General features: G+C 74.4%; 25 protein-coding genes. 11 read left to right on the forward strand and 14 right to left on the reverse strand.

Annotated features, from left to right (window positions below):
* Window positions 1-248: 248 nt before the first annotated feature.
* The 3 genes from BLU95_RS34825 to BLU95_RS34835 all read left to right on the forward strand — a co-directional run bounded on the left by BLU95_RS34825 (window position 249) and on the right by BLU95_RS34835 (window position 3,966).
* On the forward strand, window positions 249-1,241 hold the full coding sequence (locus tag BLU95_RS34825) for a phosphotransferase family protein (protein WP_502689758.1): 993 nt from the start codon (window positions 249-251) through the stop codon (window positions 1,239-1,241).
* Window positions 1,242-1,244: 3 nt separating this feature from the next.
* A complete protein-coding gene (locus tag BLU95_RS34830; protein WP_093863484.1) occupies window positions 1,245-2,456 on the forward strand; it encodes an acyl-CoA dehydrogenase family protein in 1,212 nt (403 codons plus the stop codon).
* 196 nt (window positions 2,457-2,652) lie between these two features.
* Window positions 2,653-3,966: an alpha/beta hydrolase family protein gene (locus BLU95_RS34835; RefSeq protein WP_173862192.1), complete on the forward strand. Its 1,314-nt coding sequence runs from the start codon at window positions 2,653-2,655 to the stop codon at window positions 3,964-3,966.
* Window positions 3,967-3,999: 33 nt separating this feature from the next.
* Here BLU95_RS34835 and BLU95_RS34840 read toward each other — a convergent pair whose 3' ends face one another.
* Window positions 4,000-4,425 (reverse strand): winged helix-turn-helix transcriptional regulator, encoded by a 426-nt coding sequence (locus BLU95_RS34840; protein ID WP_093863485.1) that lies wholly within the window; start codon window positions 4,423-4,425, stop codon window positions 4,000-4,002.
* 128 nt (window positions 4,426-4,553) lie between these two features.
* On the opposite strand from BLU95_RS34840, the gene BLU95_RS34845 reads away from it, so the two are divergent.
* From BLU95_RS34845 to BLU95_RS34855, 3 genes are all read left to right on the forward strand, one after another.
* Window positions 4,554-5,420, forward strand: a complete 867-nt coding sequence (locus BLU95_RS34845) for an NAD(P)H-binding protein (protein ID WP_093863486.1) — start codon at window positions 4,554-4,556, stop codon at window positions 5,418-5,420.
* 216 nt (window positions 5,421-5,636) lie between these two features.
* Entirely contained in the window at window positions 5,637-5,816 is a 180-nt protein-coding gene (locus BLU95_RS34850) for a hypothetical protein (RefSeq protein WP_093863487.1), read from the forward strand.
* A gap of 138 nt (window positions 5,817-5,954) precedes the next feature.
* Window positions 5,955-6,299, forward strand: a complete 345-nt coding sequence (locus tag BLU95_RS34855) for a hypothetical protein (protein ID WP_093863488.1) — start codon at window positions 5,955-5,957, stop codon at window positions 6,297-6,299.
* A gap of 566 nt (window positions 6,300-6,865) precedes the next feature.
* Here the strand turns inward: BLU95_RS34855 and BLU95_RS34860 are convergent.
* Together BLU95_RS34860 and BLU95_RS34865 are read right to left on the reverse strand one after the other, a co-directional pair.
* Entirely contained in the window at window positions 6,866-7,159 is a 294-nt protein-coding gene (locus BLU95_RS34860; RefSeq protein WP_093863489.1) for a hypothetical protein, read from the reverse strand.
* Between the two features lie 26 nt (window positions 7,160-7,185).
* A complete protein-coding gene (locus tag BLU95_RS34865) occupies window positions 7,186-7,644 on the reverse strand; it encodes a hypothetical protein (RefSeq protein WP_093863490.1) in 459 nt (152 codons plus the stop codon).
* Between the two features lie 57 nt (window positions 7,645-7,701).
* On the opposite strand from BLU95_RS34865, the gene BLU95_RS45310 reads away from it, so the two are divergent.
* Window positions 7,702-8,274, forward strand: a complete 573-nt coding sequence (locus tag BLU95_RS45310; RefSeq protein WP_286158601.1) for a Scr1 family TA system antitoxin-like transcriptional regulator — start codon at window positions 7,702-7,704, stop codon at window positions 8,272-8,274.
* A complete protein-coding gene (locus BLU95_RS34875) occupies window positions 8,271-8,480 on the forward strand; it encodes a DUF397 domain-containing protein (RefSeq protein WP_093863492.1) in 210 nt (69 codons plus the stop codon). Before BLU95_RS45310 ends, BLU95_RS34875 begins: the two co-directional genes overlap by 4 nt.
* Before the next feature lie 212 nt (window positions 8,481-8,692).
* Here the strand turns inward: BLU95_RS34875 and BLU95_RS34880 are convergent, their stop codons facing one another.
* The 3 genes from BLU95_RS34880 to BLU95_RS34890 form a co-directional block, all read right to left on the reverse strand.
* Window positions 8,693-9,703, reverse strand: a complete 1,011-nt coding sequence (locus BLU95_RS34880; RefSeq protein WP_093863493.1) for an NADPH:quinone oxidoreductase family protein — start codon at window positions 9,701-9,703, stop codon at window positions 8,693-8,695.
* Window positions 9,700-10,443, reverse strand: coding sequence for an SDR family oxidoreductase (locus BLU95_RS34885; RefSeq protein WP_231978913.1), 744 nt, complete (start codon window positions 10,441-10,443; stop codon window positions 9,700-9,702). Before BLU95_RS34885 ends, BLU95_RS34880 begins: the two co-directional genes overlap by 4 nt.
* A gap of 119 nt (window positions 10,444-10,562) precedes the next feature.
* A complete protein-coding gene (locus BLU95_RS34890) occupies window positions 10,563-11,321 on the reverse strand; it encodes an SDR family oxidoreductase (protein ID WP_162497200.1) in 759 nt (252 codons plus the stop codon).
* Window positions 11,322-11,578: 257 nt separating this feature from the next.
* On the opposite strand from BLU95_RS34890, the gene BLU95_RS34895 reads away from it, so the two are divergent.
* Complete coding sequence (locus BLU95_RS34895) at window positions 11,579-12,208, forward strand: TetR/AcrR family transcriptional regulator (RefSeq protein ID WP_093863495.1); 630 nt, start codon at window positions 11,579-11,581, stop codon at window positions 12,206-12,208.
* 33 nt (window positions 12,209-12,241) lie between these two features.
* Here BLU95_RS34895 and BLU95_RS34900 read toward each other — a convergent pair whose 3' ends face one another.
* Together BLU95_RS34900 and BLU95_RS34905 are read right to left on the reverse strand one after the other, a co-directional pair.
* Window positions 12,242-13,135, reverse strand: a complete 894-nt coding sequence (locus BLU95_RS34900; protein WP_093863496.1) for a class I SAM-dependent methyltransferase — start codon at window positions 13,133-13,135, stop codon at window positions 12,242-12,244.
* Window positions 13,136-13,280: 145 nt separating this feature from the next.
* Window positions 13,281-13,625 (reverse strand): ArsR/SmtB family transcription factor, encoded by a 345-nt coding sequence (locus tag BLU95_RS34905; protein ID WP_093863497.1) that lies wholly within the window; start codon window positions 13,623-13,625, stop codon window positions 13,281-13,283.
* A 157-nt stretch (window positions 13,626-13,782) separates the two neighbouring features.
* Between BLU95_RS34905 and BLU95_RS34910 the strand changes: the two genes are divergently transcribed.
* On the forward strand, window positions 13,783-15,057 hold the full coding sequence (locus tag BLU95_RS34910; RefSeq protein ID WP_093863498.1) for an MFS transporter: 1,275 nt from the start codon (window positions 13,783-13,785) through the stop codon (window positions 15,055-15,057).
* On the opposite strand, the gene BLU95_RS34915 is transcribed toward BLU95_RS34910, so the two are convergent.
* The gene (locus BLU95_RS34915) at window positions 15,028-15,762 is read right to left on the reverse strand and encodes a ScbR family autoregulator-binding transcription factor (RefSeq protein ID WP_231978035.1); all 735 of its coding nucleotides are present in this window, start codon (window positions 15,760-15,762) and stop codon (window positions 15,028-15,030) included. The genes BLU95_RS34910 and BLU95_RS34915 overlap by 30 nt on opposite strands.
* 327 nt (window positions 15,763-16,089) lie before the next feature.
* Between BLU95_RS34915 and BLU95_RS34920 the strand changes: the two genes are divergently transcribed.
* On the forward strand, window positions 16,090-16,677 hold the full coding sequence (locus BLU95_RS34920; protein ID WP_231978914.1) for a TetR family transcriptional regulator: 588 nt from the start codon (window positions 16,090-16,092) through the stop codon (window positions 16,675-16,677).
* 86 nt (window positions 16,678-16,763) lie between these two features.
* Here the strand turns inward: BLU95_RS34920 and BLU95_RS34925 are convergent, their stop codons facing one another.
* The 5 genes from BLU95_RS34925 to BLU95_RS34945 all read right to left on the reverse strand — a co-directional run bounded on the left by BLU95_RS34925 (window position 16,764) and on the right by BLU95_RS34945 (window position 21,877).
* Window positions 16,764-17,636 (reverse strand): lysozyme, encoded by an 873-nt coding sequence (locus BLU95_RS34925; RefSeq protein ID WP_093863500.1) that lies wholly within the window; start codon window positions 17,634-17,636, stop codon window positions 16,764-16,766.
* A 439-nt stretch (window positions 17,637-18,075) separates the two neighbouring features.
* Window positions 18,076-18,426 (reverse strand): hypothetical protein, encoded by a 351-nt coding sequence (locus BLU95_RS34930; protein WP_030396522.1) that lies wholly within the window; start codon window positions 18,424-18,426, stop codon window positions 18,076-18,078.
* A 277-nt stretch (window positions 18,427-18,703) separates the two neighbouring features.
* A complete protein-coding gene (locus BLU95_RS34935; protein ID WP_093863501.1) occupies window positions 18,704-19,792 on the reverse strand; it encodes a glycerate kinase in 1,089 nt (362 codons plus the stop codon).
* Window positions 19,789-20,625: a sugar phosphate isomerase/epimerase family protein gene (locus tag BLU95_RS34940; protein WP_197698656.1), complete on the reverse strand. Its 837-nt coding sequence runs from the start codon at window positions 20,623-20,625 to the stop codon at window positions 19,789-19,791. Before BLU95_RS34940 ends, BLU95_RS34935 begins: the two co-directional genes overlap by 4 nt.
* Before the next feature lie 103 nt (window positions 20,626-20,728).
* Complete coding sequence (locus BLU95_RS34945; RefSeq protein ID WP_093863503.1) at window positions 20,729-21,877, reverse strand: dihydrodipicolinate synthase family protein; 1,149 nt, start codon at window positions 21,875-21,877, stop codon at window positions 20,729-20,731.
* Window positions 21,878-21,898: the final 21 nt, after the last annotated feature.

Here is a 21,898-nt window from a genome sequence, read left to right on the forward strand (position 1 = left end):
CGTCCCGTCGGCATTGACACGGCACCGCCGTCGGCTGAATGCTGAGCAAGCGCTTAGTCAGGGCTTGGTCGATGCTTGGCCGGCGCTTGGTCAGTGCTTGGTCGTCGACGACGCGGTCGGCGGACGGAGGGAGAGTGCCCGTGCCGGAGAGCAGGTCGGACAGCACACCGGAGAGCAGGTCGGGGCCCGCACCGGAGCCAGGTCCGGAGCCCGCACCGGCGTCGCCGCAGGGGCTGGACCTGGGGCGATTGCGCGACCACCTGGAGCGCAGCCTGCCCGGTACGGTGGCCGGTCCGCTGCGGGCGCGGCTGATCGAGGGCGGCCGCTCCAACCTCAGCTACCGGCTCACCGACGGCGTCAACGACTGGGTGCTGCGCCGGCCGCCGCTCGGGCACGTGCTCGCCACCGCGCACGACATGGGCCGCGAGTACCGGGTGATGACGGCGCTGCGCGGCACCGGGGTGCCGGTGCCGGAGACGGTCCACCTGGACCCGGGTACGGAGGTGCTCGGCGCCCCCTGGTACCTGATGGCCTTCGTGCCCGGCGTCGTGCACCGGGACGCCGAGGCCTTCGGCGCGCTCGGCGAGGCCCGGGTGCGGGCGGTGGGCGAGGCCCTGGTGAACACCCTCGCGACCCTGCACCGGATCGACCCGGCGGCGGTCGGGCTGGCCGGCTTCGGCCGTCCCGACGGCTATCTCGACCGTCAACTGCGGCGCTGGTCAAAACAGTTGGAGGCATCACGGAGCCGTGACCTGCCCGGCGTCGACCGGCTGCACGAACTGCTCACCGCCCGGCGGCCGGCCTCCCCGGCCCCGGCCCTGGTGCACGGGGACTACCGGCTCGACAACGTGCTGCTCCAGGAGCACGACGGGCGGGACGTCATCGGCGCCGTCCTGGACTGGGAGATGTCCACCCTCGGCGACCCGCTCACCGACGTCGGACTGCTGGTGATGTACACCGAACTGGCCGGTGCCGGCGGCGGACTCGTCCCGGCCGCGGCCACCGCGCCCGGCTTCCCGCGCAGCGCCGAACTCGTCGACCGCTACGCGCGGTCCACCGGCCGGGACGCCGCCGAACTCGACTGGTACGTGGCGTTCGCCGCCTACAAGCTCGCCGTCGTCGCCGAGGGCATCCACTACCGGTTCCGCCAGGGCCGAACCCTCGGCGCCGGGTTCGAACGGGCCGGCACGGCGGCGCCCGTCCTGATCGAGCACGGCCTCACCACGCTGAAGGGACACTGACCGATGGACTTCTCCTACGACCGCCGCACCCTCGAACTCCGCGACCGGCTGGAGGAGTTCATGGACCGGCAGGTGTACCCGGCCGAACCGGTGCTGGCCGCCCAGCTCGCCGACCCGGCCCGGCCGCGCTGGGAGATCCCGCCGGTGGTCGCCGACCTGCGGGTGGAGGCGCGCAAGCAGGGGCTGTGGAACCTCTTCCTGCCCGGCGAGCACGGCGCCGGACTCACCAACCTCCAGTACGCGCCGCTCGCCGAGATCACCGGCCGCAGCCCGCACCTCGCCCCGCCCGCCCTCAACTGCGCCGCCCCCGACACCGGGAACATGGAGCTGCTGGCCGGGTTCGGCACCGCCGAGCAGCGCGAACGCTGGCTGGAACCGCTGCTCGACGCCCGGATCCGCTCCGCCTTCGCGATGACCGAACCCGACGTCGCCTCCTCCGACGCCGCCAACATCGCCACCCGGATCGTGCGCGACGGCGACGAGTACGTGGTCGACGGCCGCAAGTGGTACATCAGCGGCGCGATGAACCCCGACTGCCGCCTCCTGATCGTGATGGGCAAGACCGATCCCGGCGCCGAGCCGCACCGGCAGCAGAGCATGGTCCTGGTGCCGCGCGACACCCCCGGCGTCACCGTACGGCGCGGCATGACCGTCTTCGGCTACGACGACGCCGACCACGGCGGCCACGCCGAGGTCACCTTCGAGGGCGTCCGGGTCCCGGCCGGGAACCTGCTCGGCGAGGAGGGCGCCGGCTTCGCCATCGCCCAGGCCCGCCTCGGCCCCGGCCGGATCCACCACTGCATGCGGGCCATCGGCATCGCGGAGCGGGCGCTCGAACTGACCTGTCGGCGCGTCCTGGACCGCAGTGCCTTCGGCGGACCGCTCGCCGAGCAGGGTGTCGTCCAGGACTGGATCGCCGAATCCCGGGTCCGGATCGAGCAGTTGAGGCTGCTGGTGCTGAAGACCGCCTGGCTGATGGACACCGTCGGCAACCGCGGCGCGCACACCGAGATCCAGGCCATCAAGATCGCCACACCGCGCACCGTCGAATGGATCCTGGACAAGGCCGTCCAGGCCCACGGCGCCGCCGGTGTCAGCCAGGACACCCCGCTCGCCGCCCTGTGGGCGTTCAACCGCACGATCCGGATCGCCGACGGGCCGGACGAGGTGCACAAGCGCTCGCTCGCCCGGCGCGAGCTGCGTCGCTACCGCTGACGGGGCGCCGTCGCCGCTCCGGTGCCGGGCGGCCGCCGCCCCCGGTACGCCCGCCCGGGTCGTGCCCGAGTAGTACCCGGGTACGACCCGGCGGGTTGGCTCCGCGGTATGACGTCCACGCACCGCCCCGGCCCGTACTGTCGCCGTACGGGCCGGCCGGCGGACGGCGGGCCGCACGCCACGGGGAGCTGGGAGCATGCGCGAGCGGGTGCAGGGACGAGCCGCACGGGGCCACGGACGGGGACTGCGGACCGGCGTCGCGGTCGCCCTGGCGGCCACGGCCGTGCTGGGCGGCGCCGGGGCGGCGACGGCCCCGGCGGAGGCCGCGCCGGCGGTCGCCGAACGCCTGGCCCGGGCCGGACTGCCGCAGCCCACCGGCCCGTACGCGATCGGCACCACCGCGCTGCGGCTGGTCGACCACGGCCGGGACGACCCCTGGCAGCCGGGGCGGGACCGGGAGCTGATGATCAGCGTCTGGTACCCCGCCACCCGCCCCGTCCGGGCCGACGGGCGTGCCCGCTACATGGAGCCGCGCGCCGCCGGGCACTTCGGCGGCCCGGACGGCGCCGGCGTCTTCAACTACCGGACGGATCCGGGCCGCACCGACTGGTCCGGGGTCCGCACCCACGCCGGGCAGGACGCCCCGGCGCTGCCCGCCGCCCGGCCGCGCCCGGTGGTGCTCTACTCGGCGGGGCTCGGCGACCCCCGCACCTGGGGAACCGCGCTGGTCGAGGACCTCGTCTCGCGCGGATACGTCGTGGTCACCGTCGACCACCCGTCCGACTCCTCCGCGGTGGCCTTCCCGGACGGCCGGCTGACCACCTCCGTCCTTCCCGCGCTGGCCGGCCAACCCGGCCTGGACGTCGGCGCGTTGCTCCGCAAGGCACTGGCGACCAGGGTCGCCGACACCCGCTTCGTGCTGGACGAGCTGGCCGCGCTGCGCACCGACCGGCGGCTGCCGCCCGCGCTGGCGGGATCGCTGGACCTCGACCGGATCGGCATGGTCGGCCACTCCGCCGGCGGCTTCACGGCCGCCCAGGCCATGCACGACGACCCCCGGATCAAGGCGGGCGTCAACCTGGACGGCCAACTGCACTTCCCCGGCCCCGACGGCACCGGGGTGCACCTGAGCAGCGTCGCCGAGGACGGCCTGGACCGCCCGTTCCTGCTGATGGGCACCGAGAGCGAGGACTCCGGCGGCTACCCGGGCCAGCCGGGCTGGGCCGCGTTCTGGCAGCACACCCGGGGCTGGAAGGCCGATGTCACCCTGCTCGGCTCGCAGCACGGTTCCTACACCGACGCGCAGTCGCTGCTGCCGCAGCTCGCCCGCCAGGGGGCCGTGCCGGAGGACGCCGTCCGCGCGGACATCGGCGACGTCCGGCCGGAGCGGGCGGTGCTCGCCACCCGGGCCTACGTCGGCTCGTTCCTCGACCGCTGGCTGCGCGGCCACGACGACCGCCTGCTGGACGGGCCCTCGCCGCTCTTCCCGGAGATGCGGTTCGAGCGCTGACACAACGTCAACTCCGCTCCCCATATAGGTGATTCAGCGAATCTCTGAGCCCGGATTGGCGTCGTCCCAGCTCTGCCGCGAGTCGACGATCGCGTCGTGGTGGTCGTACGACCAGTCCGCCATGGCACGCACCAGATGGGTCAGGCTGTGTCCGAGCGGAGTCAGCTCGTAGTCCACCTGGGGCGGGATCGTCGGGTGGACGGTGCGCGAGACCAGGCCGTCGCGTTCCAGCCGGCGGACCGTCAGGGTCAGCATCCGCTGCGAGATCCCCGGCACACCGCGCTGGAGCTCACGGAACCGCCGTACCCCCTGGGCGAGTTCGACCACCACCAGGACGGTCCAGCGGTCGCCGAGCCGGTTCAGCAGGTCACGGATGCCGCAGTCCTCACCGTCCTCGCACCAGACCACCGGCCGCGCTCCCTCGGCCGGGGTGGTTACCCCGGTGTGCCCCACTGACATCGAAGTGCCTCCTTATGTCGAACGCCCAGGTTATCGAGGATGGGGACCGGGCCGCCGAGCAGGGCGGACGGGGCCGGGCGGACGGACCGCACGGCCGGTACGGGATCGACAGGACTTCCGGAGGAACCATGCTTCTCGTCACAGGTGTCAACGGCGGACTCGGCTCGCTGGTGCTGGAGCGGCTCGCCGAACGGCCGGGCGGGCCGGAGGGCGTGGTGGCCGGCAGCCGGACGCCGGAGCGCGTGCGGACGGCCGGCGTGCCGGTGCGCGAGGTCGACTTCGACCGGCCGGAGACGCTGGCCGAGGCCTTCGCCGGGGTGCGCACCCTACTGCTCGTGTCGGCCGGCTACGGCGAGGACGACGTGGTGATCGCGCGCCACCGGGCGGCGATCGAGGCGGCGGAGCGCGCCGGGGTGGAGCACGTCGTCTACACCAGCCTCTCCGGCGACGGCGACCACCTCCCCTACGCGCTCGCGCACCGCTGGACGGAGCGGAGGCTGCGCGAGTCCGCCACCCTGCGCTGGACCGTCCTGCGCAACGGCCTCTACGCGGAACTGCTCGCCGTTCTGGCCCGGCCGGACGCGGACGGCGTGATCACCGCCCCGCTCGGTGACGGCCGGCTGGCGGCGGTCGCCCGGGAGGACCTCGCCGAGATCGCGGCGAAGGTCGCGGCGGCACCGGCCGAGCACGCGGGCCGGGTCTACGAGCTGGTCGGCGAGGAGGCGGTGGGCGGCGCCGAGGTCGCCGCGGCGCTCAGCCGCAGCAGCGGCAGGCCGGTCGAGTACCGCCCCGGCACGCTGGCCGGAGCGCGGGCGGGGATCGCCGCCGCGGGCACGGCGTCCTTCCAGGTACCCATGGTGGTGGGCACCCTGACGTCGATCGCCCACGGCTTCCTGGCCGGCCCGGGCAAGCCCGGCGACCTCGCCGCCCTGCTCGGCCGGGCCCCGCGGCCGGCCCTGGGGGTGATCGCGGCGGGCACCGACGCGGCCTGGTGACGGCGGCGGCCGTCAGCGGCGACCGGCCCCGGTCGGGGGGCACCACCAGACGTCCGGTGGTGGTCCCGTCGGCGACGCGCTGGACGGGGTCCGGTACGGCCTCGAACAGGGGCCGCCCGGTCACCGGCGGCCGCGCCACGCCCCTGGCGGCCCGTCCAACGCCTCTGCACCCACGAGGCCGACGGACTGCGCGCCCGCCGCAGCGGACTGCTGCCCATGGAACACGTCACCCGCACCCGGGCCGACGCGCACCCCCTCAGGCTCGAAACCCTCACCATGACTGCCGCTGCCGCACAACTGACGATCACCCGCCAACCCGTGGACGCGCCAACTGTCCACCTGACCTGCATCGTTGCTGCATCGATTCCAGCCCACCCGGCCGGGGGCGCGTACTGACGGGCGGGCGCCCCTTCGCGCTCCCGTTCACCCGAACGCGCGGAGGCGAGCGTTCACCTTCGGTGCTTCACTACCAACTGAGCGCAACACAGCCTCGCCCCACCGGCCCCAGAGGGGCTTGTCAGAAAGGCCACACCAATGCGTCGTTCTGCCACGCGTCTTCGCTTCGCCACCATCGCCGCCGTCAGCGCCGGCGCCCTTCTCTTCGCCGTCCCCAACTCGGCCAACGCCGCCGTCGGCGAATTCCTCTACAGGACCGGCCCCGGCATCCCGCACGGGCTGACCGACCCGCCGAGCGAGGACTGTCTCAACCTCCCCGGCACCACCGACGACGAGCCGGCCCACCACCCGAGGAACCTCACCCTCTCCACGGCCACCGTCTTCGCCGAGTTCGACTGCGCGGGCGACGTCTTCTACGTCATGAACCCCGGCAAGATCATCAACACCGGGGGCCTGAAGATCCGCTCGGTCGTCTTCTCCTGACATCCGCACCCCGCAGACCGGGACGGCCCGGCAGCCACTGCCGGGCCGTCCCGCGTCACCACGAGGCACCGGTGGAGCCCGTCTCCCCGGGCGTCGGCTCCGTCATGCTCGATCCTCGCCTCTCGGGGTTCCTCGGCCGGTGATCCTGCTCAGCTCCTCCCGAGGCCGACGATTCACCGGTCGAAACGCTCGAAGGGCGGCCGGCACCCCGAGCGGGCACGGGCCACCCTCCGCCGATCGGTCCGGCAGGCAGCTACGTCCGTGGCCCCCAGCCCGAGCAGCGCGCGACGATCAACATCGAACGCACCGTCGTGTGCGCCGGCGACCAGTACCACTGCCCGGCCGGATGGCACGGCGCCGAGGAGCCCACCGTCTAACGGGTCCGCCTCGAAGCCAGCGCCGCCACCACCTCAACCACCACCCGCGCGCACGCCCCCGGCGCGAACCATGAAGCCGAACGCCCCGCCCCGCCGCCTTCGGCCACCGGGCGTAAAGGCGTTGCCAGGTGGCCGGACGCCCGGGTCATTGTGCGGTGCCGCCCGGCGGCCCGGCGCGCCCGCTGCTGCTCACCAAGGCGGCGGCGGCCCATAGTTGTGGTAGGTCAGAACACCGGCGACGGTCGCCGCGACCATTGAGGCGATTCCTCCCGCCCTGGGGCTCTGTCGCGACCAGGCGCAATACAGCAGGCCCGCCACCGTGAACGCCAGTCCGGCCTCGTAGACCGGCCATCCGACCGTCCTGCGGAAGCCGTCGGAGCCGAGCCTGAAAAGCGGATAGGTCGCGCTCAGAAGCAACATCGGGATCGCGAAGAACGTGTCCACCGGATTGGAGCCCGTCTCCTCGGGCGTCAGCTCCGTCATTCTCGATCCTCGCCTCTCCCGGCTCCTCAGCCGACCATCTTGTTCAGTTCCTCCCACGCCACGCCCTGGGCATAGCCGCCTGCGGCCCACCAAGCGCCACGGACGATGATGTTCTGCTTGCCCATCCAGCTGTCGAAGGCGCCCTTGCCCTCCTTCGCCTTGGAGACGGCGCTCTTGAAGAGGGCGGGTGACTTCTTCAGGAGGCCGATGATCTTCTTCGCGGCGTCGCCCTTGCCGCTGTACACGGTGTAGCCCGGCAGTGGGCCCTCCTCCTGTACGGCGTCCTGCTTGATCTCGTCGGCAATGCGCTGGATCTCGGCGAGTTCGGCCGGGGTGAGCTGGACTGCTTCGACGTCCGCCGTCAGAACCGACGCCGTCGGCCGGGTGGTGTGCGAGGACTGCGCGGCAGTGGCGAGCGGTGCGGCGGCCGTCAGCGCGGTGATGGCAACGAGAGCAGCGGTGGCGATCCGGACATCGGTACGCATGACTTCTTGGATTCCTTTCATCGATCACCGATCTTGCAAGGCAATCCATGGAATTACATGGATTTGCCCTTGTTCTATGAGGGTCCTTCGGTGACGAGAAGAGCTTCCGTGGTTCCGAGCGCCTTCGCCAGTGTCCATAGGGGCCGGTGTACGGACGGACACCGCCCCTGCCCGAAGCGCAAGTGTCCGGCGTGGATCGATCACGCAGGCTCAGGCCCACTAGCGACTGGTCTTCCCGGGCTCTCGCCAGAAGCTCCACAAGCGCGCCGGACCGCCGTTGGTCCACGCAGTGATCGACGAAGCGGCATACACCGCCACACGGGCGGAGCGGAGGTCATGCGAGGCCAACTCGACCATCTCGTCGCGATGGCGAAACGTCCTCACATCGTGCTCCAGGTAGCCCCGTTCTCCATGGTCGACCCCGTGCCGTTCAGTGGCTTTGTCACCCTCCTCACATTCACGGACCGGACGGTCGCGGGCTGCACCGGGTCCGCTGACCGGAGGTTCGTGATCCGCGACTCAGACACCGTGACCAGCTGGGAGGGAGCCTACGATCGTCTCCAGGTAGAGGCGTTGTCGATGGCAGCGACTCTGGATCTGATCCACGAGACGCGAAAGGAGCTGGCATGAGGGAGCATGATCTGTCCAGAGCCGCGTGGTTCAAGTCGAGCCACAGCCAGAACGGCGGTTCGTGTGTTGAAGTAGCAGCCAACCGTTCCGGCGTCGTGCCTGTACGGGACAGCAAGGACCCCCAGGGGCCTGCGCTGGTCTTCCTGGAGGCGGAGTTCGCAGCGTTCGTCAATGCAGTGCGCGACGGGGAGTTCGGCACCGTCTGATGTGGCGCCCCGGGCGCCCGCCGACTGGACCCCGTCGCCGCAAGGAGGCGGGGTCTGTCTTGGCGAAGACTCGCGTTCGGCGGCGACCGCGCACCGGCTGGGGCCGGTGTCGTACCCGCCGTTGGCGGGGCCCTGCTCGGCAGGGCCCCGCAGTCACCCTGGACGTGATCGTGGCGGGCACCGACGCGGCGTGGTCAGTGGCCGCCGCCGGTTCAGGGCAGGAGCACCAGCCGTCCGGTGGTGGTTCCGTCGGCGACCCGCTGGACGGCGTCCGGTACGGCTTCGAACGGGAGCCGGCCGGTCACCAGCGGCCGGACCGCGCCCTTGGCGGCGAGCGCGCTGAGCTCCCGGTGGACGGCGCGGACCGCCTCGGGGTCGCGGGTCTGATAGAGGCCCCAGTGCAGGCCCAGGATCGAATAGTTCTTCACCAGGGCGTGGTTGAGTGCGGGTGCCGGGATCTCGCCGCCGGCGAAGCCGACCACCACGATCCGGCCCTCGAAGGCGACACAGCGGGTGGAGCCGGTGTAGGCCGCGCCGCCTACCGGGTCGAAGACCACGTCCGCGCCCCGGCCGCCGGTGGCGGTCCGGACGGCGGTGACGAAGTCCTCGGTGGTGCGGTCGACCACCAGGTCGGCCCCCAGCGCGCGGGCGGTGGCCGCCTTGGCGGCCCCGCCGACCACGGCGATCACCCGGGCGCCGGCCGCCCGGCCGAGCTGGACGGCGGCGCTGCCGACCCCGCCGGCCGCCGCGTGGACCAGCAGCGTCTCGCCGGGGCGCAGCGCGGCCCGCCGGTGCAGGGCGAACCAGGCGGTCTGGTGGCCGATGTGCAGGGCGGCGGCCTCTGCGTCGTCCAGGGAGTCGGGGGCCCGGAAGGCGGCGGCCGCGTCCAGCAGCGCGTACTCGGCGAAGGCGCCGTGCGGGAGGACGGGGGTGCCGATCAACCGGTCACCGGGCCGCCACCGCTCGTCCGGGGGGTTGCCCGGCTCCTCCGGAGCGGGGCCCTGGTCGACCACCTCGCCGCACAGCTCCACCCCGGGGGTGAACGGCAGCGGCGGCCGCACCTGGTACTGGCCCCGGACCAGCAGCGCGTCCGGGAAGTTGACGGCCGCCGCCCGGACCCGGAGCAGCAGTTGTCCCGGGCCCGGGACCGGGCGCGGCGCGTCCTCGGCGAGCCGAAGCACCACGCGCGGTTCGCCCGGCTCGGGCACCTGCCAGGCCCTCACAGCGCCCCCTCCTGCTCCAGCTGCCGCTGGAGGCGGTTCATCCCGGCCAGCCAGCGGTCCGGTTCCCCGGCGCGGGCGGTGTAGTAGTCGGCGACCTCGGCGTGCGGCAGGACCAGGAAGCGCTCCGCCGCGACGGCGTCCAGCAGGGCCGTCGCGACCTCCGCCGGTTCCAGCGCGGTGGGTGCGAGCAGCGCCTCGCCCACTGCGCCGGTGCTCGCCAGCATCGCGGTGCGCACGCCCTGCGGGCAGAGCGCGTGCACCCGCAGCCCGCGGTGCCGGTAGGTGGCGGCGAGCCACTCGGCGAAGGCGAGCGCGCCGTGCTTGGTGACGGCGTAGGGGGCCGAGCCGAGCATGGTGAGCAGGCCGGCCGCCGAGACGGTGGCGACGAACCGGCCGTTGCCGCGCTCCAGCCAGTGGGGGAGCAGCAGTTCGGCGGCCCGGACGTGGGCGAGGACGTTGACCTCCCAGGCGGCGGCCCAGGCCTCGGGTGCGGCGTCCGCGCCGCCGGCCGGGGCGACGCCCGCGTTGGCGCACCAGATGTCGAGTTCGGCGCCGTGCCGGGCGAGCGCTCCCCGGGCGGAGTGGACCAGGGCGGCCAGCCCTTCGGCGGAGGCGGCGTCGCCGGGGACGGCGGAGCCGCCGCAGTCGGCCGCGACGGCGCGGGCCGCGGTGCCGTCGAGGTCGTTCACCACCACCCGGGCGCCGGCGGCCGCGAAGGCGCGGGCCACGGCGGCGCCGATGCCCCGGCCGGCGCCGGTGACGACGACGCCCTGGCCGGCGAAGGGCCGGGCGGCGGGGGCGGAGGCGGTCCGGGCGGGGGCGGTTCCCGGGGCGTCGGCCGGCGTGTCGGCCGGGGTGCTCACAGCCCGCCGCCGAGGGTCACGCCGCCGTCCACCACCACGGTCTGGCCGGTGATCCAGGCCGCGTCGGGGGAGAGCAGGAAGGCGACCGCGCCCGCGACGTCCTCGGGCAGCCCGAGCCGGCCGAGCGGGTAGGCGGCGGCGACCTGCTCCTCGCGGCCCTCGTACAGGGCCTCGGCGAACCTGGTCTTGACGACGGCGGGGGCGACCGCGTTGACCCGGATGCCCTCGGGGCCCAGCTCGGCGGCGAGTTCGGTGGTGAGCCGGATCAGTGCCGCCTTGGAGACCCCGTACATGCCGATGCCGAGCGAGGAGCGCAGACCGGCCACCGAGGCGACGTTGACCACCGAGCCGCCGTGCTCGCCCATCCAGGCGGCGTGCGCCCGGCGGGTCCAGGCGAGCGGCGCGAGCACGTTGACGGCGAGGATCTTGGCGGCGGCCGCCTCGTCGACGCCGAGGACCGGGCCGTACACCGGGTTGATGCCGGTGTTGTTGACCAGGTGGTCGAGCCGCCCGAAGGCCGCCACGGTGCGGGCGACGGCCTCCTCCTGGTGGGCCGGGTCGTCGGCGCGGCCTGCGACGCCGATGGCGACCTCGGGTCCGCCGAGGTCCTGGACCGCCTCGGCGAGCGGCTCCGCGTTGCGCGCGGTCAGGCACACTCTGGCCCCCCGGGCGACCAGCTCGCGTGCGATGCCGAGGCCGATGCCCCGGCTCGATCCGGTGACGACGGCCACCCGGCCCTTGAAGGAGTGCACCACGGGGATCCTCTCGGCGTGGACGGCGACCGGCCGACGGGCCCGGTGGCTCGGCTGCCGGTGGAGCGACTGCTGACTAAGCGCTTGCTCAGCATGGTGTCGGTGCGACACCCTGTCAACAGCCCCTGGGAGCGCGTCCGGGTGGGTGTCCGGCTGGGTTCCCGGCTGGGTGCCCGGCTGGGTCTCCCGTCCTCCGCCGGACCGGCCCCGGGCGAATGCCCGTACGACCGCCCGGACGACCGATCTGCGAGGATGGCGCCATGACCAGCACGCCCATCGCCGAGCTGTGGCCCACCCTGCCCGGCGGCGCCGACACCCGCCCGGAGGCGGTGTACCGGCTGCTCCGGGCCGCCGTCGAGTCCTTCGCCGAGCGCGGATTCCACGCCACCACCACCCGGGACATCGCCACCGGCGCCGGGATGAGCCCGGCCGCGCTCTACATCCACTACCCCTCCAAGGCGGCCCTGCTGGCCGAGATCAGCCGGGCCGGTCACGCCGCGGCGCTCTCCCTGGTCCGGGCGGCGGCGGCCGGCGAGGGCGACCCGGTGGCCCGGATGCGGCGCCTGGTCGAGGACTTCACCGCCTGGCACGCCCGGGCGCGGACGGTCGGCCGGGTGGTCAACTACGAGCTGCACGCGCTCCCGGAGGACGACTACGCGGCGGTCGCGGCACTGCGGCTGGACATCGAGCGCGAGGTCACCGCGCTGATCGAGGAGGGGCGCGCGGACGGCCTGTTCGAGGTGGCCGAGGTACGGACCGCGGCGCGCGCGGTCACCTCGCTCGGGATCGACGTGTCCCGCTGGTACACCGACCGCAGCAGTGAGACGCCCGAGGAACTCGGCCGCCGCTACGGCGAACTGGTGCTCCGGATGCTGGGCGCCGGGCGCTGACCCCCGACCGCCGGCGGGCGAACGCCGCGCCGGTCAGCCGTCCTTGACGGCGGTGTGCACCATCCACGCGACGTGGTGGCGCAGTTGGTACATCTCCACGGTGGAGCGCAGCCCCAGCCAGTGCTCGGTCACGCCGAGGCGGCGCAGCAGGGCGTACGGCAGTCGGAAGTACCCGTACAGGGCCTCGGTGGTGGGCAGGTAGTAGGGGGTGGCGTCGAGCTCCTCCTCCAGCCGGAAGCCCGCCCCGGTGACGAGTCCGCCCAGGGTGCGGGTGGTGTAGCGGCGGGCGCCGGGCAGCACCATCGCGTCCAGGTACGGGTCCAGCAGCGCCTGTTGGGTGTCCGGCATCTCCGCGCGCGGGACGGCGGCGGGGCCGAGCAGGACCAGCCGCCCGCCCGGTCGCAGCAGCCGGTGGAACTCCGCGAGGGCGCGCGCCGGGTCGTGGGCGTGGCAGAGCGTCTCCATCGAGTAGACGCCGTCGAAGGATCCGGCGGGCAGGTCCAGCTCGTGGAAGTCGCCCCAGGCGAAGGCGGTGCGGTCCTCCAGCGCGGCCCGGGCGCTCAGCCGGCGGGCCTCCCGGACGTGGAAGTCCATCAGGTCGACGCCGGTGACCCGCAGGCCGAAGCGGGCCGCCAGCTGGCGGGCGACGACGCCCGAGCCGCAGCCGGCGTCCAGTACCCGGGCGCCGGGCGGCAGGGCGAGCTTGCGGCCGAGCACCCCCTCCAACTGCCGTTGCGCCCGCCAGCAGCGCCATTTGGACTGGCCGGGCTCGGTCCAGCCCCAGTGCCGGGCCCGCCGGCAGACGAGGGTGTAGAAGAGCCGGTGGCCGGTGGTGCCGTAGACCCGGCGCAGGCCCTCCAGGTCGAGCCCGCTGCCGGCCTGTCCGCCGGTCCGCCCGTCGGCCTGTCCGCCGACCTCACCGATCATCGCGCCCGCCCGGCCTTTCGCTGGTCCGCGCCCTCGCCGTCCCGGCCACGCTACCGAGCGGGCGGCGCGGGCGCCGGTCCGGTGCGGCCGGACGGGCGGCGGGACCGCGTGGCGGGACCGTGCGGCGGCCCGGTCCGGGCGGGGCTCAGTCGGCGTCGGTCGGGGCGGCGGCCCGGGTCGCGGTGAGCAGGGCGTCGAGCAGCCCGGGGAAGCGCGCGTCGAGGTCCGCCCGGCGCAGCGAGACGTAGCGGTTGCGGCCGGCGACCCGGGTGGTGGTGACACCGGCCTCGCGCAGCACCCGCATGTGGTGCGAGACGGTCGATTTGTGCAGGTGTTCGAGGCCGAGGTGGCGCGGGTCGCAGGAGTGCTCGGCGCCGTCGGCGTAGCTGGTCAGCAGGCGCATCCGGACCGGGTCGCCGAGTGCGTGCAGCACGGTGACCAGGTCGATCTCGGTGGCGGTGGGCTGGGGCAGCCGCTCGTCGTCGGTCATGGCCGGCGGCCTCCTCGGGGCTCGGGCGGCGCTGGTGCGACGCGGACGGGACGGTTTGACAATCATCCACCAATCCGTACTGTTTGGCGAGCATCAAACTGTTGCCCATCCGTCCAACAACAGTGTTCCGCTGACGTCCGCTCCTGGGGGGAACCACGTGCCCGTCCGACTGCTCCTGCTGGCCCTCGGCACCTTCGCCGTCGGCACCGACACCATGGTCATGGCCGGCATCCTCGGTCCGATCGCCGAGGACCTCGGTGTCACGGTCGCCGCCGCCGGCCAACTGGTGACCGTCTTCGCCCTCGGCTACGCGCTGCTCGCCCCGCCGCTCGCCGCGCTCACCGCGCGCTGGCCGCGCCGCCGGCTGCTGCTCACCGCGCTCGCCGTGTTCGCCGCCGCCAACGCGCTCAGCGCGCTCGCCCCCTCCTACGGGACCCTGCTCGCCACCCGGGTCCTGGCCGCCGCGGGCGCCGCGCTCTACACCCCGACGGCCAACGCCGTGGCCACCACCCTGGTCGCCCCCGAGCGGCGCGGCCGGGCGCTGGCCACCGTGCTCGGCGGCATGACGGTCGCCACCGCGCTCGGCGTCCCGCTCGGCACCTGGATCGGCCGCACCGACTGGCGCCTCACGATGTGGCTGGTCACGGCCCTCGGCGCGGCCGCCCTGGCCGGACTCGCCCTGCTGCTGCGCGACCTGCCGGCGCCCGTCGCCGCACCCGGACTGCGGGACCGGCTGGCGCCGCTGCGCGACCGGCGGGTGCTCGGCGCCGCCTCCACCACCCTGCTCTTCTTCCTCGCCTTCCAGACCGTCTACATCTACCTGGCCACCGCGATCGCCCCGGCCACCGGTGGACGGGCGGACCGGCTGAGCCTGGTGCTGCTGGTCTCGGGCCTCGCCTCGGTGGCGGGCAGCTGGCTCGGCGGTCGCCTGGTCGACCGGGTCGGCGTCCGGCGGGTGCTGCTCACCGGCAGCACGGTGGCGGCGCTCGCGTTCGCCGCGCTCCCGTGGGCGGGGCGCTCGATGCCGGGCGCGCTCGCCTACGCCGTCGTCACCCCGCTGGCGGGCTGGGCGGTGTCGGTGGCGCTGCCGCACCGGCTCGCCTCGCTCGACCCGGGCGGCGCCCAGCTGCTGATCTCGCTCAACAGCAGTGCCCTGTACCTGGGTACGGCCGCCGGCGGGGCGGTCGGCAGCGCGGCCGTCGCGCTGTTCGGCGGGCGCTGGTTCCCGCTCGCGGCGGCCGTGCTCGCCCTGGTGGCCGCGGCCACGGCCCACGCCGGTACCCGGGCCGGGGCCGGTGCCGTGGCGGGTGCCGGGACGCCGGCAGGCGGTGGCGGTGCCCCGTCCTCGTCGCCCGCCCCGGCCGCGGTCTCGGCTGTGTCGCCCGCCCCGGTCCCGGCCGGGTCAGTCCGCGCGGATCGCCCGGAACAGTAACTCGGCCGTCTCCGCCCAGTGTTCGACGATGTCCGCCCGCTCGTGCAGGACGTCCGAGATGTGCTGGGTGCCGAAGAGCGCGGCCACCAGCGACCGGGCCGCCGCCCGGGGCCGGATCCCCGCCCGCAGCTCGCCCAGCGCCTCGGCGCGGGCCAGCAGTCCGGTCAGCAGCTCGGTCCAGTCCACGTACGGCGTCGGCAACTCGGCATCGATCTGCGGGCGTTCGACCTGCAGCCGGGTGCCCGCCCGGACGAGGACGTCGTCCCGGAAGGCCAGCACCGCACCCGCCAAGAGGCGTTCCGCGGTCTCCAGCGGCCCGTGCCCCTCCGCGGTGACCGCGGCCAGCAGCAACGGCCAGCGGGCGTAGTGCTGTTCGACCACGGCGACGGCCAGCGCCTCCTTGGTCGGGTAGTGGAAGTAGACCGCACCCTTCGTCATCCCCACCCGGTCGGCGACCTCCTGCACCGAGGTGTGCCGGAAGCCCCGGGCCGTGAACAGTTCGGCGGCGGCGGTGAGGACGAGCATCCGGGTGCGGGTGGCCCGCTCCTGCTGGGGATCGGGACCCCGCCGGGTGACGATCGGCCGGACCCGGAACGGGCCGGGCGGCTCGGGTCCGGCCGCGGTCCCGGTCCCGGTCCCGGTCCGGGACGGGCTTCCGGTTTCGGCTCCGGCGCCGGGTCTGCTTCGGTGATCGGGCTCGGGCACGTTCGGCTCCTCGGTGGTGGGGGCGGGAGTTCGGTGTGTGGGGGGCTCCGGTGCAGGGCCGTCGACCCGCGTCCGATGACGGCGTTTTGGACAGGGCGGCGGGAATCCCGCCTCGACGCCAATCCTTCCGGAAGGTAGGTTCCTGAGCCGGGACGCCCGCGACGGTGCCGCAATGCAGCCGGCCCGTGCGGGAGTTCGCGACCTCGGGGGAGGAAGCACCGATGAATGTTCCCGGTCGGACCTGAACGGAACCGGGCGGTGACCGTGCCGGCCCGGGAACATTCCCTCGCCACGGAATGTTCTCCGAACCCCGAGGAGGACCGCGTGATGAAGCAGCAGCGGGCCCGGCGTACGCGGGAGAAGGTGCTCGACGCCGCGGCCGAGGAGTTCTCCACCCAGGGCTACAGCGGGGCCACCCTCAACGCGGTGGCGCAGCGCACCGGCATGACCAAGGGGGCGCTGTACGGGCACTTCGACTCCAAGCGCGCCCTCGCGGGCGCCCTGGTCTCGCAGTCCCGGCAGGTCTGGGAGGAGATGCGGCTGACCCGCGACGTCCCCGGCGCCGGGGCCGCCGACGTCCTGGAGGCGCTCGTCCTGGACCTCGCCCAGCGGCTGAAGGAGGACGTCCGGCTGCGCGCGGCCCTCCGTCTGGCCACCGACGTCCCGGACCCGGCCGCCCCGGCGGCGGACATCTTCTCGGACGTGCAGCGCGGCCTGGTCACCCTGATCCGCCGGGCCCAGGGCGAGGGCAGCATGGCACCCCGCCCGCCCGAACTGGTGGCCCAACTCCTGCTCGCCGTCCTGCACGGTGCCCCGCACGTCGCCTTCGGCCCCCCGGACGCGACCCCCGACGACCCGACCGCCTACACCGAGGCCTGGCGCATCCTCCTCGACTCCCTCACCACCACGCCCTGACTCCTCACCGCCGCACCCTGCGCGTTCCCGCTGTGCCGCCCGGACCGGTCCGGGCGGCACAGCGGGAGGGGTGCCGGGGACGGGCCTCAGCCGTTGGCGAGGGCCTGGACGCGGTCGAAGGCGCCGTTGAAGAGGTTCTGGTCGCCGGGGAAGGTGCCGGAGTCGGCGTGCTGCCAGATGGTCTGGTAGCTCCAGCCGGCCGGGAGGGTGCCGACGGCGGAGGCGTAACGGGCTATCCAGAGCGGGTTGGTGGCACCGAAGGAGGCGTTGTTGCCGGTGCAGGTGGCCCACCAGTTGGTGGTGGTGTAGATGGTGGGATAGCGGCCGGTGCGGGAGTGGACGGTGTTGCTGAAGGCGCGGATCCAGCTCACCATGGCGCTCTGGCCGAGGCCGTAGCAGGTGGCACCGTAGGGGTTGTACTCGATGTCGAGGGCCGGCGGGAGGGTCTTGCCGTCGCGGGACCAGCCGCCGCCGTGGTCGACGAACCAGTTGGCCTGCGCGGTGCCGGAGGAGCGGTCCGGCAGGGCGAAGTGGTAGGCGCCGCGGATCAGCCCGGCGTTGTAGGAGCCGTTGTACTGCTGGGTGAAGTACGGGTTGGTGTAGGTGGTGCCCTCGGTGGCCTTGACGTAGGCGAAGCGGGCGCCGTTGGCGCGCACCGAGGGCCAGTTGACGTTGCCCTGGTAGCTGGCGACGTCGAGCCCGGGTGTCTGGGTGACGGCGAGGGCGGCGAGCGGGGCGGTGCCGTCGCGGCCCTCGTGGGCGGCCACGGTGGAGCCGGCGAAGTCGAGCTCGGGGTGGATCGGGGGCAGGTGGCCGCCGGCCGCGTGCGCGGGGGCGGCGATGCCGACGGCCAGGGCGACGGCGGTCGCGACGGCGGCGAACGCCCCGAGCCGGTGCTGCCGGGGCTTCCGGAGGACGCTGGTGCCGGAGGGGCGGGCGGAGCGGGAAGTGCTGGGCATGACACTCCTCTGGTCCGGTGCTGACGTCCCGTGGGGCGGGTGCGGACTGCGGGACGGCCGGTGACGGTGTCCGGCCGCAGCAGGGTAGCCATGTACGTGCCAGCCCGCCAGGTATCGGTGGCCACATTCCGACCGGGGGGCACAGGGGAATGGTTCCGACCACTCGGACGCCTTGTGCGCGCAGGACCAGCCCCCACCTGGGGAGGCGGCCCCGGACCCGGACGGCGGGTCGGGTCGCGACCCGCGCGTCCGCACTCCCGCGCTGCCCGGGCTTCGCGTGCCGGTCGGCCATTGGTCGCGCACTCTTCCCGCGACGCGCAAGTCCGCCGCGGCGAACCGGACATGCCGAACGCCCGGCCGGGAAGCCCCGGCCGGGCGTCGGTCCCGCGCGGTACCCGGACCCCGCGACGTGTCACCGGGGCCCAGGAACGCCGCTGGATCAGCCGATCAGGTGCGAGACACCGCCGTCGCCGGAGGACTGGGTGTTGTGGCCGACGTTGCAGATCTGCTTCGGGGTCTTGTTCAGGACCGGGACCTCGATCGGGACGGCCACGCCGATGACGGCGCCGACCGCGATGTTGTGGACCTCCGGGAGGCAGATGTTCGGGTTGTCGAGGGTGTGGAAGTTGGCGCTGTGGTCGCCGTGGGTGCCGGTCTGGTTGGTCCCGCCGTTGCCCTGGGACGAGACGGCGGCGCCGTCCGAGTCGGCGATGGCGAAGGCCGAACCGGCGGACATCGCGATGGCAGCGGCGGCCAGGCCGGCGGCGGCGGCGAAGGTGTTCTTGAACATTTCCGCATTCCTCTCAAGATGAACTCGAAGCACTGGTCGACCCGGTGGTGGTCGACAGTGCGCCGGCTGAAGGTGCTGCACGCCCTGAACCGGTTGCAATCACTGCTGTCCGGATCAAAGAACGGCGGTCCGGAAAGTTACGACCTGCGGCGGAACCGGCCGCCACCGACACCCGCACGGCTGAGCCGGGCCCGGCAGGGTGACGTCGGCCCCCTCACCGACCACCCCGCCGACGCCGTCGCCGGGCCCCTTCACCGGGCCCCCTCGGCCGCGTGCGTCAGCGCGCCGCGCGTCCGACCGAGTGGGCCAGGTGCCTCCCGGCCAGCTCGAGCCAGTGGGCGGCCCGCCGTTGTGCGTCACCGCTGTCACCGGCCAGGGACAGCAGGGTGAGCGCCCGGTGGTCGGTGGAGTCGCCCGCGACGACGCGGACCGGCACGGCGGCGCGCCGCGCCCGGGCCATCACCTCGCCGACCGCCTTGCCGAGCAGACTGGTGCTGTCGAAGCGGCCCTCGCCGGTGACCACGAGGTCGGCCCCGGCGAGGGCGGCGTCCAGGCCGAGCAGGTCGGCGACGGCTGCCGCGCCCGGGGTGATGGCGGCGCCCCAGGCGGTGGCGAGGCCGTAGGCGGTGCCGCCGGCCGCTCCGGCCCCGGGCTGGTCCGGGTCGCCGCCGAGCAGCCCGGCGTAGCGGCGCAGTCCGTCCTCCAGCAGGCCGATCTCGGCGGGACCGGCGCCCTTCTGCGGGCCGTAGACGGCCGCCGCGCCGTCGGGGCCGTGCAGCGGATTGGTGACGTCGGTGAGCAGCCGCACGCCCCCGGGCGGGCCGGGGCGCAGCCAGCGGGTGTCGATCCGCCAGGCCGCGGCGAGGGCGCCGCCGCCGTCGGGCAGCAGGGCGCCCGAGGGGCCGAGGACCCGGAGGCCGAGTGCGGAGAGCAGCCCGGCCCCGCCGTCGGTGGAGGCGGAGCCCCCGAGGGCGACGGTCAGCGCGGTCGCGCCCGCGTCCAGCGCGGCGGCGATCGCCTCGCCGGTGCCGCGGGTGGTGGCCGCGAGCGGTGCGGGGCGGCCCTCGAGCAGGGGGAGCCCGCTGGCGGTGGCGAGTTCGACGAGGGCGCTGCCGTCGGGGAGCAGCAGGTAGCGGCCCGGGACGGGGCGGCCGTCGGGGCCGGTGCAGCCGGGGACCTCGTGGACGGTCGCGCCGGGGTGGGCGGTGGCCACGGCGTCGAGGGTGCCCTCGCCGCCGTCGGCCATGGGCAGCGACAGGAGTTGGTCGCCCGGCCGCACCGAGTGCCAGCCGTCGGCCAGGGCCCGGGCGGCCTCGGCGGCGGTGGCGGTGCCCTTGAAGGAGTCGGGGGCGAGGACGATCCTCATGCCGGGACCACGTGGGTGAGATGGCGTTCGGCGAGGGTGCGCAGGGTCCGGTCGCCGGGGGTGTCCCAGATCTGCTGGTTGAAGATCTCGACCTCGATCCAGCCGGTGTAGCCGGCGGCGGAGACCTGGTCGGTGAGGGTGCGGAAGTCGATGTGGCCGTCGCCGACGTGGCCGCGTCCGAGCAGGACGTCGGCCGGGAGCGGCAGGGTCCAGTCGCAGACCTGGTAGGAGGCGATGCGGCCCTCCCGGCCGGCGCGGGCGATCTGTTCGGGGAGCTGCGGGTCCCACCAGACGTGGTAGCTGTCGACGACCGCGCCGACCTGGGTGGCGGGGTGGGGTGCGGCGAGGTCGAGGGCCTGGCCGAGGGTGGAGATGACGGCGCGGTCGGCGCAGAACATCGGGTGCAGCGGCTCCAGTGCCATCCGGACGCCGAAGTCGCCGGCGTGCGGAGCGAGTTCGGCGATCATGTCGGAGACGGCGCGACGGGCGCCGACGAGGTCCCGGCTGCCGTCGGGGAGGCCGCCGACGACCATGACCAGGGTGTCGGTGCCGAGTTCGGCGGCCTCCTCGATGGCGCGGAGGTTGTCGGCGAGCGCGGCCCGTCGTTCCTCCGGCCCGGTGGCGGTGAGGAAGCCGCCCCGGCAGAGGCTGCTGACGGTCAGTCCGGCGTCACGGCAGAGTTTGGCGGAGCGGGCGAGGCCGGTCTCGGCGACCTTGTCCCGCCACAGGCCGATGGCGGGGATCCCGGCGTCGACGCAGCCCTGGACGGCTTCGGGCAGGCTCCAGCGCTTGGTGGTGATCTGGTTGAGCGACAGGCGGGAGAGTCCGGTCACGGCGCCGGGCTCCTTTCGGGCAGGGGAGGGCGAAGGCAGGGGAGGAGAGGGACGGGAGGTCAGGGCGGAGAGGACAGGGCGGAGAGGGGAGGCCGGTCGCCGCTCAGCCGAGCGGGGCCGCCACGGCGAGGTAGCGCCGCATCCGGTCGGCCGCGAGATCGGGGTCGGGCAGGATCCCGGCGGCGTCGGCGAGGCGGAACAGCTCGACCAGGTGCGGCACCGAGCGGCCGCTCTGCGCGCCGGCGACCATGGTGAAGTGGTCCTGGTGCCCGGCCAGCCAGGCGAGCAGGACGATCCCGGTCTTGTAGTGGTACGTGGGGGCGGCGAACAGGTGCCGGGCCAGCGGCAGGGTCGGCGCGAACAGCGCGTCGTAGCGGTCGAGGTCCCCGGCGTCCAGGGCGTGCAGCGCGGCGGCGGCGACCGGGGCGATCGGGTCGAAGACGCCCAGCAGGGCGTCGCTGTGGCCGTGTTCGTCGCCGCGGATCAGTTCCGGGTAGTGGAAGTCGTCGCCGGTGTAGAGGCGGACCCCGGCGGGCAGGGCGCGGCGCAGCGCGATCTCGCGGTCGGCGTCCAGCAGCGAGACCTTGATGCCGTCGATGCGGTCGGCGTGCTCCCCGATGAGTTCCAGCACGGTGGCGGTGGCGGCGTCGAGGTCGGTGGATCCCCAGTAGCCGGCCAGGGCCGGGTCGAACATCTCGCCCAGCCAGTGCAGGACGACCGGCTGCTCGGCCCGGCCGATGATCCCGCTGTAGACGCTCAGGTAGTCCTCGGGGCCGCGGGCTCCGGCGGCCAGGGCGCGGCTGGCCATCAGGATCGGCCGGGCGCCGGCGGCCTGCACGACGTCGAGCTGCTCCTCGTAGGCGGCGGCGACGGCGGGGAGGGCGTGGGTGCCGGGCGCGAGGTGGTCGGTGCCGACGCCGCAGGCGAGCAGTCCGCCGGTGGCGCGGGCCTCGGCGCCGGAGCGGGTGATCAGTTCGCGGGTGGCGGGCCAGTCGAGGCCCATGCCGCGCTGGGCGGTGTCCATGGCGTCGGCGACGCCGAGGCCGAGGGACCACAGGTGGCGGCGGAAGGCGAGGGTGGCGTCCCAGTCGACGGCCGCGGGTGCGCCGGGGGCGTTGTCGCCGAGCGGGTCGGCGACAACGTGGGCGGCGGCGTACACGATGCGGCCGGCCGGCGGCTCGGCGGCGGGCGGGAGGCGGGGCGGCTCGGACATCCGGTGGCGGCCGTGGCCGGGCAGGTCGATCTCGGTCATGGTGTCAGCAATCGGGTCGGG

The organism is Streptomyces sp. TLI_053, from assembly GCF_900105395.1.
In the GTDB taxonomy this organism is placed as follows: Bacteria; Actinomycetota; Actinomycetes; order Streptomycetales; family Streptomycetaceae; genus Kitasatospora.